The following is a 17241-nucleotide window of genomic DNA, read 5'->3' as shown; positions in this document are numbered from 1 at the left end:
TGAGGATAACTGCCATTTATTTTTTGGTGATTTTAGGGAGAATCTGCAGCTGTTCATAGGCAATAATCCGTTTCCCTTTTTGCCTGGCGTACCGCAGGATTGCGGCGGCTCCGCCCCAATCGTGGAGCACACAAGCCACCACCACGTCGGCGGCATCGACCATCCACCGGTTTCTGCGGGGAATCGCAAACCGGCGGGGCACCGTTTCCAGCGGTGGATACAGAGTGCCGTCATAGTCGGAAACATCCTGTCTGGTGCCAAGATAAGCCAGAACAAGAATCCGCTGAATCTGCGGGTGCTGCCTTTTCTGGCTTTTCAAAACCGAAGCTGCCAGGCTGTCAAAATCCCCGTAGCCGCCCAGATAAAAGGATGCCGCGCCCTCTTCTATGAGCTTTCCCGTCACCGTATAGAGCCATTTTTCAACGCCGCTGTTCTGCGAAAGCTGTGCGTGCCCGCAAAAAGTCACAATCATACCGCATTCCCCTGCATAAAGCTAATAGCTTATAAAGTATAGTCTATCAGAATCTATTTTCCCCTGCAAGGATAATGTAGCCTTAAAGTGAACAAAATAATCGCCAAGAGCTAACAGACGGGTATAGACTATGGAACAAAGCAAACTGGGAAAGCGGATCAACGAGGTGCGGAAGGCCCGCGGCCTGACGGCGGACAAGCTGTCGGAGCTGTGCAACATCAATGCCACCTATCTGCGGCAGATCGAGGGCGGCGCAAAGATGCCCAGCCTGCCGGTCTTTATCGACATCTGCAACGCGCTTCATGTTTCTCCGGATTATCTGCTCCAGGACGAGCTGGCGGAAAATGAGGTCAGCAAAATTCAGGCAATCGAAACGCTCTGGGAGAATGTACCGCTGCAAAAGCAGGAAGTTGCCCTTACCATGATCCGGGCGGTTCTGGAACATACCGAACAGTAAAAAAGCCAGCCGGTTTTCTCAACCGGCTGGCTTTGCTGTTTGTATTCTGTATTTTGTGAAGCACGGGAAAGGCCTTCTACATGGAGGTTCATCTTCTCAGCGTCCTCCCAGCACCGCACGCAGTCGCTCTTCGGTGGCGGCGGGAAAATGGGCCTGGATCTGGCGGAACACCTTTGCCCGGGACTGTACCGGGTCGGTGGCGTAGGCTGCCGCGATGCACGCCGCACCCCAGAGCGCTTCCGGCGTCGTATATTCTGCCCGTGGCCAGCCGTAGGGCTGGCCTTTTTTGTTGAGCTTCTGACGGAAATCCCGGATGATCAGATAGCTGCTCATCTGCAGATCGGTCACGGTGCCTTCGAAGTTTTTCTCCCCGCCCTTGCCGAACCCGGCCCGCTCCTTCAGTTCATAGGAGAGCAGGGCGTCCGCTTCGGTGAACTGGTCCATGATCTTCTTCTGGCGGGCGGTGGCGAGACCATCGTCCCACCGGCTGTCAAAGTCGTAGCCGTCCCGCCGCCAGTTGGCAAAATCCGGGAACCAGGCCTTGGAGATGAATCCCGCTTTCTTGCCGAAAAACTTACCGTAGGCCACCCGGCCGCTGCGGGCAATCAGCTGCCGCCACTCCCAGGGATCACGGGCGGCATCCCCGCTCCACCAGTCAGTAGGACAGGTGCGCTCCTCCGCCGAAAAGCCGTCGATGCCGTTGCGGAACAGGGGCAGGAATCCCACCTCGTCGATCCAGTCCACCAGTTCCTGCCAGCTGTGGATGCAGGCCGGGTCCTCCCAGGCCGGCCCCCGCATGATCCACTCCCCGTTTTCCACTGCCATCCTGCCGCACCCCTTTCTGTCTCTGGTAAGAACAGTATAACACAAAATGCTCCGGGCGATGGCGGGTGCCTGGATGTTGCTTTTGATCCGCGCGGCTTTATGCTACAATCAAATCAGAATGAGACACCAGCGAACTCGCATTTTCAGAGGAGGCGTGATTGTATGTTTCTTGTACTGGGTATCCTGGCCATCGTGACCGCGATTGGCACAGTGATTTGGGGAATGAACGGTAAAAATGCGGAGGTTATCCGCTTTATCAGCGTTTCGCTGACCGCCCTCACAGTCTGCGCCTTTTACCAGCTGGATGCACAGTATGTTGCAAGAGAGGATTGGTCTGCGTTGATGGATGTCACACCCACCGGGGTTACCATGTGTTGGATCGGAACCGTGGCCTCAATTTTGATCAACAGCATCAGTTTCTTTATCCAGAAGAAAAACAGGAAGTGCGATTGGGAGTGACTGCACGCCGGGCAGTTGTTCCATCCTGCCAATCATAAGATAGGCGAGGGAAGTCAATGGCGGCGCAGGCCGTTATTTTACCATTGACTTCCCTCGCTTGTTTTGGTTCCCGGAGGATTTTCGCCTTGGCCTGCCGGCATACCTTCCCCACAGATGCGCCGCCCGCCGCTTTGTATGGCAACGCGGTGGTCACTCTTTCCGGAGGCTGTGTCAAACATTTTTCCCGATGGACAGGAGCCTGTCCATCGGGATTTGCTATGCTGGGGGCACAGAAAGAAAAGCAAAGGAGCGATCTCTATGAAGTATTGCACTCACTGCGGCGCCCAGCTGCCCGATGATGCCCAGTTCTGTCCCGGATGCGGCAAAGCCGCCGGGGACAGTGCCTCCCCCGCCCCGGCCCGGAAATTTCCCTTGCCGGTCCTGCTGGCCATCCTGGCCGTAGCCCTGGTGGCCGGGGTTTTCTTCGCCCTGACTCAGGGCGGCTATTCCCCGGAAGCTCCGGGTGCCCCCCCAGTCCGGCGAAAGCACCGCCGTCGTCACGGCTTCCCCGGCGCCTACAGAGCCACCCACGGTCTCTCCTGTCCCCGCTGAAACATCCCAACCGGTCCAGGATGACGGCAGCTGGCTGGTGACTGCCGCCGAGCCCTGGAAGGGAGCCTGGTGCACCGAGGACGGCGCCGAACTCATGATTTTTGAAAGCTGGAACATGAACGCCTCTCAGCTGCCCGAGACCAACGAGGATGGGTCCATCACCATCTATTGCACCGACGTGCGGGGCGGTACGCCCACCGAGACCTACCTGCTCTCTGCCGACCAGACCACCCTGACCCATCTGGACTACACCGGCAAGACGCTGGACACCTACCGCCGCCCCACCTACGATATGGCCCCCACCCCACTGCCTTCGTCGGACTGGGGCGCCTACACGATGGTGGAAGGAGATGCCTCCGGCTACAACCCCTACGGCCCCAGCGTGGATTTCATCGTGGACGCCTTCCGGTTCGGTATCTGCCCCTACCAGCGGCTGAGCGACAACGGCGACGGCACCATGAGCATCTACTGTTCGTCCGGCCCCGAGGGATTCTTCACGGTGTTCAGTTTCTCCACCGAGGGGGAGGACACCTATCTGACCATCTATGATGCGGACGGCAACGTGCGCTACCGCTATCTGCGCACCGCCACCTGAAGGAGAACCTACCATGGAACAAGAGTTTGATACATTGCCCGCCCCCGCACGGCGGCTGCTGGGTTCCAGCACCGGTGCCCTGGTGCTGGGCCCACTCTGGCTGCTCTGGCACGGCAGCTGGCGCACCGCCCTGCGCTGCTATCTGCCCCTGGTGCTGGCCGACGCCTGCAGCCGCGGGCTGGTGGGCTTCGGGATGGCACACCACAGCGGACTGTGGGTACAGCTGGGCTCCTGGGGGATGGTCCTCTGCCTGGCAGCCGGTTTTGCCTGCAATGTGTACGGCAGTTTCCGCTGGCCGCAGCTCGCCCTGCCCCGCGGCTGCCACTGGATTACGCCGCTGGCCTGGCTGATCGGCACAGGGCTGCTGCTCTTCGGTGCCATGGAACTGGGCGGCCGTATCTGAACAAAAAAAGGCCCTGCGCTTTCCGGAAAAGAAAACGCAGGGCTTGGTTGTATCGGTTCAGTGGCCGAAGCCGGACAGCTCCTCCACGATGCGGGCCACTCGCTCCACATCCTGACGGGGCATCTGCCGCAGCACGGCCTCGATGCGCTGGATGGTATCCTCGGCGGCGGTGTCGCTGCTCTCGTCATACAGAAACAGAGTCGCCAGCGTGATGCCCAGCCCGCCACAGATCCGCTGCAGCGTGTAGATGGTGGGGTTTTTCTGGCCGCGCTCGATCATGCCGATGGTGTTGATGTTCAGATCGCAGTCCAGCGCCAGCTGCTCCTGACTGATGCCTTTCAGGATCCGGAAGTGCCGCAGCTTGGCACCGGTCCGGCGCACCACACTGTCCTCTTTGTCCAACAACCCCACCCCCTATAGTATTGGTTTGTTCTTATTGTAGTGGGTTTTCTTTGTACACGCCAATGATTTCCATGGTGTAAAAAAAACACTATAATAGGTATATCGTCCTTTTTGACACCTCTCGGCAGGATGCACAAATACTGTACTATTTTTTGTGCACTATTATAGTCGCTCCCTTTTCTGCAAATATGCTATACTGGAGGAAAGTTCCATCATGTCGGATTTTTGCTGCCGCACCTTTTTTGTACCCGCTGTGCCGGACCCCGCCGGACTGTACGGGGCGATCTGCGCCACCGTGCCGCCCTGCTATCTCTGCGGGCAGGGGTTTTCCAACAACTGCCTGCGCTTCGGGCTGGAGGGCGGCCTGCAGGCAGAACTGCGTTTTTGCGGGGACCGGTGCGAAGTCTGGCTGCGGCACTGCCTGCCGGACAAGGCCCGGGCAGCCGCCGGGGTGTACGGGCCTTTATTGGAAGAACTGGTAACCCGGCTGGGCACCGACGGAAAGGAGCCATGTTATGGCCGAAGATAAAATCTACCGGCTGCTCGCCCTGCAGCAGCTGTTGAGCGGCAACACGCTGAACAAGAAGGAGGCCGCCGCCCGGTTTGAGGTGGGCGAGAAGAGCATCCAGCGTGACCTGGAAACGCTGCGGGCCTACTACGCCGGGCAGGGCAACGACCTGCTCTATGACCGGGAGGCGAACTGCTACCGTCTGGAACAGCCCGCTGAGGCCCGGCTGACCAAAAGCGAGGTGCTGGCGGTCTGCAAGATTTTGCTGGAGAGCCGCGCTTTCACCGAGAAGGAGCTGGACCCCATTTTAAACAAGCTGGTGGCCTGCTGTACGCCGGTGCAGAATCTGCGGGCGGTGCAGGAGCTCATCGGCAACGAGCGGTTCCACTATGTGCCGCCCCACCACGGAAAGGCCTTCGTGGACAAGCTCTGGACGCTGGGGGAAGCCATCCGGGACCACAAGGTGGTGGAGATGGACTACGTGGGCACCCACAACGCCGTGCCCAAACACCGCCGGGTGCAGCCGGTGGGGATTCTCTTCAGCGAGTATTATTTCTATCTGGCCGCCTTCATCGAGGGCATTGACAAGAAGGAGCATTTCGCCAACCCCGAGGACCGCTCCCCCACCATCTACCGGGTGGACCGGATTGGCTCCTTCACGGTGACGAACGACCATTTCGACATTCCCTACAAGGACCGTTTCCAGGAGGGCGAGATGCGTAAGCGCATCCAGTTCATGTACGGCGGCAAACTGCGGCACATCAAATTCAAGTACACCGGCCCCAACATCGAGGCCGTGCTGGACCGCCTGCCCACCGCCCGGGTCCTGGAAGAGCTGCCCGAGGGCGGCCAGCTGGTGGAAGCCGAGGTCTTTGACGGCAATGGTCTGGATATGTGGCTGCGAAGCCAGGGGGATTGGGTGAAGACGCTTGCCTGACCCCTTCGGGTTCTGTAATTCAACTTACCTGATACTATTGAAAAAGGAGTAGATTCCATCATGAGCAGTTATGTAAAAAGCAAAAAAAGATGTTGTTCCCCAGTCTGGATTCCCTGAAACAGGTGAACAAGGTCATTGACGAAGCGAACGCCGCCATCCACGACAAATCCCGCACCATCTCCCAATCGGCCATTCCCGAAGTGCTGGCCGGTGCCCTGGGTGTGGGCGTCGGCGGTGTTGCCAGTTTTGCTGCCCTCTTCTTCGGCGGTTCGGTCGTGGGATTGAGCGCTGCCGGCATTACCAGCGGGTTGGCTGCTGCGGGCGCCGTTGTGGGCGGCGGTATGGCCGCCGGGGTCGCCGTTCTGGCAGCCCCCGCCGTGGTCCTGGGCGCCGCCGGGGTGGGGATCGCCGCCAATGTCAAGAACAAAAAAACTGAAGGACGCCAAGGAACTCTGCTATAAAAACGCCGTCAAAGCACAGTCGGAAATCATCAAGGCACTGCGGGATGAATCCAAGGCGGACAAAGAGCGCATGGACTATCTCAATGCGCTGAACATTACCCTGCAGGCGGCCATCAACGATCTGAAACATGACCTGGGTATGCAGTAACTTTTTCCATTCGGTGGCATAATGAGTACTTTCCGATACAGCAAAGAGGAGCTGGAACGAAACAAAGTTCTGAAATACAACCTGGACCTCTCCCGTCAGCTGCAAAATGACCCGGCTCTGGCCCGGACCCGCTCCGAGACCGACGCCAATATCGCCGCCAGCGAAGCGCTGCTGGCGTCCCTGGGGCGTTCTTCCGAGACGGCCGCGGCAGCGCAGGCTGCCAAAGCCGCACGGGAACGTCCGCTGGAGCATCAGCCCCAGGCCCGGAGTTGGGAAAGTCTGGTTTCCGAGGCAGAGAACGCCGTTCCCGGGGAGATCGTTCTGGAAGACATCCTTTCCCCCGAGGAGATCGAGGCTTCCTTCCGGGAACTGGACGAAATCAACGCACGCTTCGCGCAGAAGACTGGCATTGTAAATTGCACCGACCTTGCCTTTCTGGCAATTGCCACCGCGCTGCAGATAACCAAGACCCTGCTTTTCCCCTACGTTGCCAAACATTTCGGCTACGGAGAACGTTTTGATCCTTCTCAGCGGCTGCCCCACAATGACAAATCCATCGAGGACGCTCATCGGGCAGCCAACGATGATTTCCGGGACAAAAATCTGAACAGGCACCCGACGGGATACTGGATCAACCTGCTGTACCAGACCCCGCCCTATGATACCACCGTGGGTTCGCCCGCCCTGGGAATCAATATGGGCGGCGCCTATCACCGGCTGTACACGCTGGGGCATGATCCTGTGCTGGGCTGGATTTTCGGAACCGCCAATATTCTGACTGACACCATCACGTTGAACACCTTCCAGACTTTTCGTGTGGCAAGAGTGCCCAAGCTTCGGATCCTGCCCGAACCGGTCAGCCTGTGGACGCTGGGCACCGAAAGCTTCGATATGATCCGGGAAGATCCCCTCAACCTGCCGGCCGCCCTTTTCGCCCAGGCCCAGCACCTGAAATCCGACCGCTATACCAAAGTGGGACTGCCTGTGCCGCTGCTGGCCGCCTTCAAAGAGGACTCAGCCGCTTCTTTGTATAAAAGCCAATACGATTCTCTGTGCTTTTCCCGGGACGCCAAAATCGCCGGGGCTTCTTTCGCCGTCTCGCTGGTCATCGATATGATCATCGGTCTGGTGCACGGACTTTTCCGCCAAGAGGAGGAAGACCCCGCCCTGTACCAGGTCCGCACCCGCAAGATCCTTCTGATTTCCAGCCTGCTTGCCTCCACCAGCTCGGTCATCCGCGCCGGCATTACACAAAACCCCAGAAACCTGGACCTGGGCACGCTGCTCTGTTCTGTGGCCCACTTGTGCACCGATCTGCGCTTCATGGCCCGCATCAAACGGGAATTCGTGGAAAAGGAACTGGACAGCCGCCTGCAGGCCGAACTGGACGAGATCGACAGACTGTACCACAATTTTTGAACAGAAAACAGCCCCCATGGAAAATCCATGGGGGCTTATCTGTGCGTTTCAGCGAAGTATTTTCATAAATTGAAGCAACAGTCCCGTAATCTCTTTCTGATCCTGCAGTGCCTCCCGCCTGCCAATGACCTCTATGTAACACTCCTGTGCTTTCTTTTTGCTGATATTCCCGCTATGCGCCGAAGGATTCCGGTAGCGTTTGCGGACTTCCTCGCACCGCTCCAAAAGACTTCTCTCCCCTTCCTTTTTCCCTACAAAAGGCTGCAGGGGGTCCTCCTGGTAACATTCAGCCACAATCGAGGCCAGATACTCCCGCAGCCAGCTCCGCTTCTCTTCGCCGTCATCCGCTTGAAAAAGGTAGGGCAACATTCCCAGCGTAAATCTGCGGTTTGGTTCCCAGGAGCCGTTCTTATTTTCAAATCGCAGCACTTTTGGCCATACTTCATACGCAACTTTTTCTTGTTCTTTGAGCCTATACTGAAACCCAAAAAAGAGGTGCTTGCCCAGTTCCTGCTCCAATGCGGAAACCGCCGTAATACAGACGCCACGGAAGTCAAATTCCTTTTCCTGAATGCATTCCAGCCGGCTCCACAAAACGGCGGTCGAGACCAGCCCGTTCTGCGAGCTCTTCTCCAGTTTATCCCAGTGTTTTCCAAACAGTTCCCGCAGATGCAGCCGTTCTCGCTGCACGCAGAGATCTGCCTGCTGTTCCAGTTCGCTGTATACCCGATCACTCTGCCGCTGCACAAAAAGCGAGATTTTTTCCTCCTGCTGCTGTGGCGGCAGTCCCGGCAGTTCCCGGTTCAAAGCTTCCACGTGGTTCTGCATTTCCTCTGCAAGCCGTTTTACGATCTGGTCTGGTATTGCATCCACCTTTTTTTCAACACGGGTCAGTGTCTGCAGTCCCTGCTGCAGTTGTCCCTGCAGGATCTGTGTTCCTTGCAGAATCTGTTTCTGCAGCAGCGTTTGTTCCCGCTGTTCCTTATCGGCAGTGGTCTCTTGTTCTGCGTATTTATGCAGAGAATGAAGATCTTTTATGGAACGCAGCGACAAGCCTCTTATACACACTTTCTGAAAGTCACTAAAATTATGAAGACTGCCATATGCCTTATAGAATGGTCCGGGCATAAATGTCCCGCGAATCCCATCCAGCAACAGGTTAATGATCGTTCGGATTACTTCCGGCGATGCTTTTGTTCTCTCAATATACTCTCTGTCTGCTTCCCACACCACTTCGAAGTTTCCTAGCCGTTTCAGCGTTTGCAGCGCTTGTACCTTTTGAGAATACAGTTCCGGCCTTTCCAGAATCATCAGTGCTGCCACACCGCAGCATACCCGGGTAAAAAAAGAATCTTTTTCGTCGCCTTGCGCATTTGTCAGCAGTTTGTAAGCCTCTTGTCTGTTCCGGCTTACCCCTTCGCCACGCAGATAACACAGTGCCAGAAAAAAGCGCGCCACATCATTTTCTTGCCATAACGCTGCGCGGAAAATTTTAACAGCTTTATGCAGATTTTTCGCTTTCCCGCAGCCATAATAGGCCATGATTCCCAAAAACAAGCGGGCCGCTTCGGTATCTGCCTGCTGAAACCACTGTCTTGCCTTTGCAAAGTCCTGACGTTTTCCTGTTCCTTTCAGGTACACTTGCCCCATCAGGACAGCATACTCAGGATCCCGACTCATTTGGTATGCCTTTTCCCACATCTCACAAGCCCGGGCAAAATCTTGTGGAATCCCTTCCTCGTCATCTCCGGTCGAATAAATTATCCCTACCCCGCAGGCCGCTTCGCTGTTTTCCGTTTCGATGATTTTTTTATATAAATCAGCTACCGGAAAAGTATCGCTGCATTTTTTAAAAAAGCTTGCCGCTTTTTCCAGGCTTTTTCTCACGCCTGCGCCATGATAATAGCAGATTCCCAAATGGAATTGGGCCAGTTTCTGTATTCTCTGCTGCTCGCTGTCCAAGAACTTTGTGTAAATGGCAACAGCCCGTTTATGGTCGCGTCTCACACCAATGCCATAATCATAGAAAATGCCAAGATAAATTTCGAGCTCCGGGTTTTGTGCCACTTCGACCTGTATCTCGGCAAACGCTTTTTTGCCGTCCGGCAGACATCCTCTGCCACAGGCATAGCACCAAGCCAACTTCCAGATTGCCTGCTCATCCCCGCTGTCGCGGGCTTTCTCGTAACAAGAGAATTGCTTTGCCGGGCTATAAAAGGGCGTCTCCTGATTCCCGTATAAATCCCCCAGCAAACGGTATATCTTTCCGGTTCCATCCTCTGCATGGGCTTCATAGCACTTCCGCACCCATTCGTAGGCCTGATTTTTTTCCGGCACCATCTGCAATCCACCATAAGCCAGAGCCAGCATCTTCTGCGTAAAGGCCGTCCTTTTGTACCGACTGCAACAGATCACGGCCTCTTCATACTGTTTGTTCCTAACCAACTGACATATATATGTAACATCGCTTTGTTTCATGGTTTCCTCCGCAGATTCTTGCTCTTCTGAGAGCCTCCATCCATCGGCCTTGCGTCTTTATACCCAGTATATCACACAGAGGAATCCATCGGTATCCTGCACCAACAAAAAAAGCGGCGAAACCGCCGCTTTTTCATTCATTTTTCCGTTTTAACGCCGGGCCAGACGCCCTTCACCTCCTTTGGATTTGTTTTGGGTAGGACTGTGCTTGCGGATGGAGTGCTGCTCGTGTTCGCGCCGTGTGCGGGAACTGGAACGGCCATCCGCTATTTTGTACTCCAAGGTAGCACTGCCGTCCGTTGGCAGCTTTCCGCTGCGCCTGTGCTCTCCTGTCCGCCGGGCCAGATTGTTGGTTTCCCCTATGTAAAAGATCTGCCCTGTCTTGTCGCGCATCCGGTATTCTCCGGGACTTTGGGGCGGTTTGTGTCCCGCACCCGTACAAGGATTGTACTTCATCGGACGTCCCACTTTATAAATTGCCATTGTCGCCGTTCCTCCTTGTCCACAAGATGTTTTTCCTGCCGGAATCACTCGTCATCCAGATCCAGGCTTTGGGAAACTTCACAGAGTACCCCTACGCCAAGACCTGCCAACGTTCCTACCGCGCTTCCTTTTACTGCGGAAGAATCGCTGATCTCCGCCAGCGCCCCTCCCAGCAGGCAGCCCAGGCTGCCCCATGATGCAATCGTATTCGGATCCATCCTTATCTCTCCTTCCTGAATTTCCGCCGTTTTCCAGATCCGCCCATCGGATCCCCGGTGTCTGTTTTTATTTTATCATTTCATTCGGAATAAAAAAAGTGATAAATATACCATATTTTTATTCCAGATTTTAATAAAATAAATTGCAATTTCGTTATTTTTGTTTTATAATTTTATATATTTTATTCCAATATCGGAATAATAGGGAGTGAGGCAAATGACATTTTTCGATCTTCAGCAAAGTCAAGGCAACGCCGTGGTGGAAAACAAGCTGCACTTGAACCTGAGTTCCCGCGCTTACGAGGTCCTGATGCAGGATGCCGACACGTTCCGTTGCTGTGACTTCAAACAGCTGGACCGCGCCTGGGAAAATCATCGGCTTCCTTCCGCCGTAGTCAATCATCTGCTCATAGGCTTTCTGGACCAGACCCCTCCGGCCATGAGACAAATGAAACAGCGGCAGCAGGAATTTGACACCCTTTTATCCGATCAAAAAGACGTCCTTTCGATACTGCACAATCACACGCTTGATCTCTTTCTTGCCTTGCGCACAGGCTGGCGGCAAACGCGCGGCGACTCTTATTACATACGACTGACCGTCCGGGCTCAGAGCGCGCTCTTATCCTATTTTGAGGAATATCTGCTTCCGCTCAAGATTGCCTCTGCGCAGGACAGTGTCAGTGTTGAGATCAAAATACTTCTGGAGGAATACGCATTGCTTCCGGACCAGCAACGCGAACTCATCTTTTACAATACGATGCTCAAAGACATCCGAAACGCTATTGAACAGCGCACTGCCCTTTTTGTCACACTCCATAAATCGCGCCGGACCTATACCTTGCTGCCTTTCCGTATTCAATCCGACCGGGAGCAGCGTTACAACTATCTGGTGGGGTACCAAATTTCAAAGTCCGGTGATTATCTTCCAAAAGCGACGCGGTTGACTTCTTTGGCACAGGTTCAGAACTGTACCGAGCAAAATTTACCGGAAAAGGAATGGGCTTTGCTGCAAAAAAGGCTGGAAGGAGAAATACGCCGCAAAGATATCGAATTTCTTTCTTCCTCGGAGTCTCCTTCGGAAATCCGTGTTCAGCTCACCGAAAACGGAGAAGATCTCTACCGCCGCATCCTCTACAGACGGCCCCGCTATGTTCGAAAACTGCCCGATCACATCTATGTATTTCATTGCAGCCAATTCCAGGCCCGGAGCTACTTTATCCGGTTTGGTGCGGACGCCAAAATCCTGGCACCCCAATCTTTTGCCAGAGAAATTCAGGCTTATTTCAAAGCGGCGCTGGAACAGTATCTGAAATAAGGCACGCGGTGCCTTCCTCCTCAATTTTCCGTTTTACATTCAATGTTGTCCTCCTTTCGAATTGGTGCTACAATAACTATATGGCAAAGCTAATAGTTTTTTGCACTTTTCACAGCCATTGTTTTTGCGTTTTCCTCATAAGCTTGTATTTTTCTGCTGTTCTGTAGCCAAAACATATAACAAGAAGGTGAAAATTCCATGCTCAAATTTTGTGATGAAATTGAAAAGAACGCTACGCTTAAAAAGGAATATCACCAACACGTACAAAATATTGCCCGTTGGTACCAGCATTCCTTTGAGCACTATAGTGCGTTGCTCAAAACAGAACTCGAGTTGGGTATCAAAACAATTGAGGAGGAGCTAAGCCAAACGAGTGACGCTTCAAAAACATACTTTGACATCGCACAGGATTTTCAAAACAATCTTGACTTTGCTAATAGCGCCAAAGCCCCTTATTTTGTGATGTCAGATGCTTTGGTAAAGCTTATCCTGTCCATGTATTCTATAGGTCCTAACACTCCGGATGGTTTTCTTCTGAGTCGGCACGGAATTAGTTACAATACAAGTGGAAATGGCAATAAGACTTGGATTGATTGTACTGCTGACGTATGGAAGATGACTGAAATTATCACGAAAGTCCTCCGCGACGAGGTTGGTACCTTTTCCATTGATTTTTATGCACTGCTTTTTGAACGCAGTGCACGTTCCAAGTTGGTTCATGCTGCCCGAGGGACCCTGTGTTTATCCGCGTTACGTTGTTATAATGTCATCCGGGAAATGCTAATATTTCTGGATTCCGATTATTGCGATACCCTCCCGACTTTTGATCTCAATATCACTTCTTCGATCGAAGGCTTTTGCTATGACAAATTTTTGATGCCGCCATGCAGCTTTTCCTTCAACGACACTACCTCCATCCTAATCACCGACTCTGTACACGATATTCGCCGAGATTATCGGGAGGCCGTTGCCAATCTTCCGTGGAATCTTGTCATTGATTTTGACGGATATTCCGATTGTGGAGGATTGTTAAGCACCGTCAATCACAATAGAATCCTGAAGGAAGTCCTGTATCGTGATATTGCCAACAATCTGGATGGACTTCCTGTAGATCAAACACTATGGTACCGTTGCGGCGAATATCAGAACTATAATTTTGTGCCTTCCCCCAAAGGACCTTCCATTCCCTCCTATATATCGTTCTTAAAAGGGCTTCCCGGTACCTCCTCAAAAATCCAATGTTATAATTGGATGAAAGAAGTTTTTATCCAACTTTTCCTCGAAGCCAAGAAGCGTGAACGTATGATCCATGTCGTTGTCTTAACCGACAACTATTCTCTAACCAAATGTATCATCGAAGCTTTCACATCCGAAACTCTAAAAACAAAAGACTACTTTATAACATGGGTCGGACTTTCCAACACGAACAAAGAAAAAATTCTGGAAAGCGAGTATCTTGATGACGGAGATGATATGCAGAAGCATTTTTGTTATCAATTATCCCCCATTTCCTTGTTTTACAAAGCATTTTACGAGAACAAAAATTATTGGCACCCTCGTGAATCTTTAGATACCACATTTTCTTTGCCGGGGTTCAACGGCCCTATTTCTCTCTCCGAAAATGAGAGAAACAACTTGGCAGCAGATTTCTTTGCTCTATATGACAATTGTGAACAAGAGGGCAGTGACCACTCCGAAGAACTGCGTCAGAAATTTTATTCCGGCGCAACCGCATCCTGGAATACGATTGCCAATCAAACTATCCCGTGTCTGCGCAAATCTGTTGATTTTGACAAGATGAAACAAAAAATGCGCAGCTTGTTAGGACAGACGCAAGAAATTCCCCAAAAGCGTCTATTTTTTATAAATCATACAGCAGGTATCGGAGGTACCACTTTGGCTCGTCAGCTTGTGTGGGACTTACATACCGACTATGCCGTTCTGGAAGTTCGTACATATAACCAAAAGTCTTTTAAATCACAAATTGAACATCTATATGATGTCGTACTACAAAAATCCCCAATTATTCTGCTTGCCGATGATACATTACCTTATTTCAGCAATTTGTGTGAAGCAGTCTGCCGGCTGGAACGGCGTTGTGTTCTTGTTGCCGCCTGCCGGAGTGACAACAGCATTTTACGGAATTATCCACAGGCAAACTGTGAGTTTTTTGCTTCCATACCAGACAAGGACATTCAAGTTCTCAAAGAGCGATACCGCAGTGTAAGTTCCCTTCCGGAAGATATTTTGCGCGCCAAGGACGGGAACTTCGACAGAGATATTCATGGAAAAATGCGCACGCCTTTCATTATCGGCCTTTATTATAAGGAGAAGGATTTTTCCATCGACGAGTATGTGTATAAGGCACTGAACGGTTGTACTGAAAGACGCTATGCCGATGTTCTGGCATTCATAGCCATCTGCGACCGCTATGGTTACAAAAACGTTCCCTTCACTTTGGTCCGGAAGCTGTTGAATCTTGATATTCGCCAGGATTTTCTGACACTGGTTCCTGCAGCCAGCAGCCTGATCACTACTGACCTCCAAATTTCGGGCGCTGTTTGCTATCGGTTTATGCATCATCTGCTCAGTCAGCGCTATTTTGAGTTATATTGCGAAAAGTATTACAAATCTCATGACAACATTCCCAACGCGTTGTATGATTTAAGCTATAGTCTCATTGATCATATCGCTGATATGGGGCAACAGCTTTCCGAAAATTTGATGGATCTTCTGATTTCAATTTTAATTCAGAATAAAGCCCCCAGTTCCACGGCTCAAGATCAGTACCTCTCTGCCCTCATGATTGAAATCAATGTTCCGGAAAATCAGCGTATGCTCATGCAGCATCTTGCAGAAAAATTTGAACCTTTTGCCATCCGCTTTTTTAAAGAGCAAACCGATAACCCTTCTCGTCCAGACAGAGTCCAGCAACTGACGCAACGGCTTGTTTCCCATTCTTATGCCCATTTAGGACGTATGTACAGCCGCGGTGCACATAATCATGCAAAAGCCTACGAATGTTTTTGCAACGCTATAGCATATATGCCCGATGAAGACCCCAATATTTACCATATGGCGGGTTGCTCCCTGCTGGACAAATTGAACGAGCAATTTCACATAGAAGAAAATAATTGGGACACATCCGCTCGCAATGCCATTCAAACCGATGTGAAGGATGCGTGCGGATATTTTGACGACACTATTCGCTTCGGAAGTCCAGACTACGGTTATCCCAGCAAGCTGGAACTTCTATTCAAATATCTGGAATTTTTATACCGGATCCGCGGTATCCGTTCTGCTGAAGATCTTTCCAAAATGGATCCCACCACGCGGGAATTTCAGTCCGAGTTCATAAGTGCAGCTCAGGAGGCAGCCTCCTACACGGATTTGGGCGATATTGCAGACGCGAAAATTCGGGACTATAAAAGCAGATTCCAGTCCCAAATTCTATTCGGTAGCTATCAACAGGCTGTGGAGTACTATCAAAGCAAGGTGGATTCTCTTCGTGCAACTGAAGATATAGTCGGATACGGTATTGCTCTACGCAATTTGATTTTCACTTTGATTGATCAAGCCAGAAGCAAATCGCCTTCCACACCATTCTACCGGAATCTCAAAAATGCCCAGAAGATCCTGGAAGACATTACCATCCTTCTACAAAAGCCTTACGATATTAACAACTATGCTGATTACAGACTGCGCAGCCAAATGTTCCACTATTGGATGCTATTGTCCAAGCACCTCAACGTTCCCATTGAACGCGGTCTTGTTACATCGGCAAGTTGGGTTGAAATGGAAGATCAGTTCCGCAGCAATCGAAATCCGGAGCCCTATTATTATCGCAGAGTTTTACTGCTTCTTTCCATCAAATCCGGAAACCTTTCTTCCCGCGATGAATTGAAAAGATTAATACAGCGTATCACACAATATGATGCCGCAGGTGACTTTGATCGACGTCGGTGCAATATTGAGCGTACAAGGGATCTTCTGGTTGATAAAACAGAAATGGGACAACTGTTTGATGTGACCGCTTGTAGAACAGAAGAAGAAATGGTTGCAGATATGGATTTGCAAAATGCACGCCCGGTTATCGTGCACGCTCATTTCAGTAACTGTCTGAATCAGTCTAATGCGAATTTTGAAATCTACGATCCTCAGGTATGGTCATCCGAACCAGTACGGATGCGCATTGGACGGAATTCGTCCAGTTCTCTTAGCACGAACCAGCTTGGGCACAAAGTTGCTTTTATAATGGGCTTTAGTGTTACAACTACCGTTGCACTTTCCTATGGTTCTGCGGATTTGAGCTCTGGCGAATCCCTAAACGTCCAGGAAGTTTTACAGCGCGCCCGCGCAGAGGTCTACCCAAAAATTTCCTTTGCCAGCACCTCAACAAACACGAAAGAAGTCAGTTCTCCTCGTATAGAGAGCCTCCCTCGTGGTGCAGCTGCCTGCTTTAAGGATGGTGAAAAATCGTCCAACGGGAAATGGATTAACGGCACGGTCAATGGCTCCCGTGCTGGTGTCTCTGTAGACAACGACTTGATGCGTTTTCCGAAGGACGAGATTCGATATTATGGCGGCATTGAAGAAGTCGTGAGGCAGCTATGTCAAAAGCCAAAACTTCCCTGTGTGATTCTCAATTCTTCTTGCAATACCACGAGCGTTGAATATCAAGTTTCTTTTTTCAGTGCCAGCAAGTCTGGTACCTTAGCAGAATTACTGGAAGGTTCTTCTCATTCCGCCGAAGAACATAATCCGCCAAAATTGCAGTCGGCTGAACTTACTACAGATACCGCCCCTGTTATTGCCAATGGATCTATCGTGGAAGTAAAACTGAAATCCGTTAACACCGATTCCGCTTCCGGCGTTTTCATCCGTGGAGAAGAATGCTACCCCATAGTTATAAAATCAATCAATAAACAAAAGCGGAAGAAGCTTATCCAAGAAAAAGATTCGAACCTCATCAAGGTCCGCGTCATTTCCTATAATGGGGAAAGTTATGTTGGTAAGTTGACCTTTTAGTCTTGCGTGTGCTTTTTATATCTCCGTCTATTTTAAAAAATC

At 51.7% G+C, this 17241-nt stretch carries 18 protein-coding genes; 12 read left to right on the top strand and 6 right to left on the bottom strand.

The features are described from left to right. Nucleotides 1–16: 16 nt before the first annotated feature. The gene (locus H6B15_RS03900) at nucleotides 17–472 is read right to left on the bottom strand and encodes a hypothetical protein (RefSeq protein WP_204646339.1); all 456 of its coding nucleotides are present in this window, start codon (nucleotides 470–472) and stop codon (nucleotides 17–19) included. 130 nt (nucleotides 473–602) lie between these two features. Here H6B15_RS03900 and H6B15_RS03895 point away from each other — a divergent pair, with 130 nt between their 5' ends. Continuing rightward, on the top strand, nucleotides 603–929 hold the full coding sequence (locus tag H6B15_RS03895) for a helix-turn-helix domain-containing protein (RefSeq protein ID WP_204646337.1): 327 nt from the start codon (nucleotides 603–605) through the stop codon (nucleotides 927–929). Between the two features lie 96 nt (nucleotides 930–1025). Here H6B15_RS03895 and H6B15_RS03890 read toward each other — a convergent pair whose 3' ends face one another. Next, nucleotides 1026–1754 carry an AlkZ-related protein gene (locus H6B15_RS03890; RefSeq protein ID WP_204646335.1) on the bottom strand — a complete coding sequence of 243 codons (729 nt, stop codon included), beginning with the start codon at nucleotides 1752–1754 and terminating at the stop codon, nucleotides 1026–1028. Between the two features lie 162 nt (nucleotides 1755–1916). Between H6B15_RS03890 and H6B15_RS03885 the strand changes: the two genes are divergently transcribed. From H6B15_RS03885 to H6B15_RS03870, 4 genes are all read left to right on the top strand, one after another. Then, entirely contained in the window at nucleotides 1917–2213 is a 297-nt protein-coding gene (locus H6B15_RS03885; RefSeq protein WP_204646333.1) for a hypothetical protein, read from the top strand. A gap of 297 nt (nucleotides 2214–2510) precedes the next feature. After that, complete coding sequence (locus H6B15_RS03880) at nucleotides 2511–2804, top strand: zinc-ribbon domain-containing protein (protein ID WP_204646330.1); 294 nt, start codon at nucleotides 2511–2513, stop codon at nucleotides 2802–2804. A gap of 37 nt (nucleotides 2805–2841) precedes the next feature. Then, complete coding sequence (locus H6B15_RS03875; protein ID WP_204646329.1) at nucleotides 2842–3399, top strand: hypothetical protein; 558 nt, start codon at nucleotides 2842–2844, stop codon at nucleotides 3397–3399. A 13-nt stretch (nucleotides 3400–3412) separates the two neighbouring features. Further along, nucleotides 3413–3802, top strand: a complete 390-nt coding sequence (locus tag H6B15_RS03870; RefSeq protein ID WP_204646327.1) for a DUF2628 domain-containing protein — start codon at nucleotides 3413–3415, stop codon at nucleotides 3800–3802. A 57-nt stretch (nucleotides 3803–3859) separates the two neighbouring features. On the opposite strand, the gene H6B15_RS03865 is transcribed toward H6B15_RS03870, so the two are convergent. Then, complete coding sequence (locus H6B15_RS03865) at nucleotides 3860–4207, bottom strand: helix-turn-helix domain-containing protein (protein ID WP_204646325.1); 348 nt, start codon at nucleotides 4205–4207, stop codon at nucleotides 3860–3862. Between the two features lie 211 nt (nucleotides 4208–4418). On the opposite strand from H6B15_RS03865, the gene H6B15_RS03860 reads away from it, so the two are divergent. The 5 genes from H6B15_RS03860 to H6B15_RS03845 all read left to right on the top strand — a co-directional run bounded on the left by H6B15_RS03860 (nucleotide 4419) and on the right by H6B15_RS03845 (nucleotide 7677). After that, the gene (locus H6B15_RS03860) at nucleotides 4419–4733 is read left to right on the top strand and encodes a hypothetical protein (RefSeq protein ID WP_204646323.1); all 315 of its coding nucleotides are present in this window, start codon (nucleotides 4419–4421) and stop codon (nucleotides 4731–4733) included. Further along, entirely contained in the window at nucleotides 4720–5649 is a 930-nt protein-coding gene (locus H6B15_RS03855; protein WP_204646321.1) for a helix-turn-helix transcriptional regulator, read from the top strand. Before H6B15_RS03860 ends, H6B15_RS03855 begins: the two co-directional genes overlap by 14 nt. Nucleotides 5650–5738: 89 nt before the next feature. Then, nucleotides 5739–6110, top strand: a complete 372-nt coding sequence (locus H6B15_RS03850; protein WP_243424262.1) for a hypothetical protein — start codon at nucleotides 5739–5741, stop codon at nucleotides 6108–6110. Further along, the gene (locus tag H6B15_RS15415) at nucleotides 6064–6258 is read left to right on the top strand and encodes a hypothetical protein (protein ID WP_243424261.1); all 195 of its coding nucleotides are present in this window, start codon (nucleotides 6064–6066) and stop codon (nucleotides 6256–6258) included. The genes H6B15_RS03850 and H6B15_RS15415 overlap by 47 nt, the downstream gene beginning before the upstream one ends. Nucleotides 6259–6279: 21 nt before the next feature. Further along, nucleotides 6280–7677 carry a hypothetical protein gene (locus tag H6B15_RS03845; protein WP_204646319.1) on the top strand — a complete coding sequence of 466 codons (1398 nt, stop codon included), beginning with the start codon at nucleotides 6280–6282 and terminating at the stop codon, nucleotides 7675–7677. A 48-nt stretch (nucleotides 7678–7725) separates the two neighbouring features. On the opposite strand, the gene H6B15_RS03840 is transcribed toward H6B15_RS03845, so the two are convergent. The 3 genes from H6B15_RS03840 to H6B15_RS03830 all read right to left on the bottom strand — a co-directional run bounded on the left by H6B15_RS03840 (nucleotide 7726) and on the right by H6B15_RS03830 (nucleotide 10856). Then, on the bottom strand, nucleotides 7726–10155 hold the full coding sequence (locus H6B15_RS03840; protein ID WP_204646317.1) for a tetratricopeptide repeat protein: 2430 nt from the start codon (nucleotides 10153–10155) through the stop codon (nucleotides 7726–7728). Between the two features lie 150 nt (nucleotides 10156–10305). Beyond that, on the bottom strand, nucleotides 10306–10638 hold the full coding sequence (locus H6B15_RS03835) for a GIY-YIG nuclease family protein (protein WP_204646315.1): 333 nt from the start codon (nucleotides 10636–10638) through the stop codon (nucleotides 10306–10308). A gap of 44 nt (nucleotides 10639–10682) precedes the next feature. Continuing rightward, on the bottom strand, nucleotides 10683–10856 hold the full coding sequence (locus H6B15_RS03830) for a hypothetical protein (protein ID WP_204646313.1): 174 nt from the start codon (nucleotides 10854–10856) through the stop codon (nucleotides 10683–10685). Between the two features lie 217 nt (nucleotides 10857–11073). Between H6B15_RS03830 and H6B15_RS03825 the strand changes: the two genes are divergently transcribed. Together H6B15_RS03825 and H6B15_RS03820 are read left to right on the top strand one after the other, a co-directional pair. After that, complete coding sequence (locus tag H6B15_RS03825) at nucleotides 11074–12171, top strand: WYL domain-containing protein (RefSeq protein ID WP_204646311.1); 1098 nt, start codon at nucleotides 11074–11076, stop codon at nucleotides 12169–12171. A gap of 198 nt (nucleotides 12172–12369) precedes the next feature. Then, nucleotides 12370–17199 carry a hypothetical protein gene (locus H6B15_RS03820; protein ID WP_204646310.1) on the top strand — a complete coding sequence of 1610 codons (4830 nt, stop codon included), beginning with the start codon at nucleotides 12370–12372 and terminating at the stop codon, nucleotides 17197–17199. Nucleotides 17200–17241 lie beyond the last annotated feature (42 nt).

Source organism: Gemmiger formicilis (genome assembly GCF_016900095.1).
Classification (GTDB): Bacteria; Bacillota; Clostridia; order Oscillospirales; family Ruminococcaceae; genus Gemmiger; species Gemmiger formicilis_A.
The sequence above is the reverse complement of the archived record's forward strand: the minus strand, read 5'-3'. Positions and strand labels throughout refer to the sequence as shown.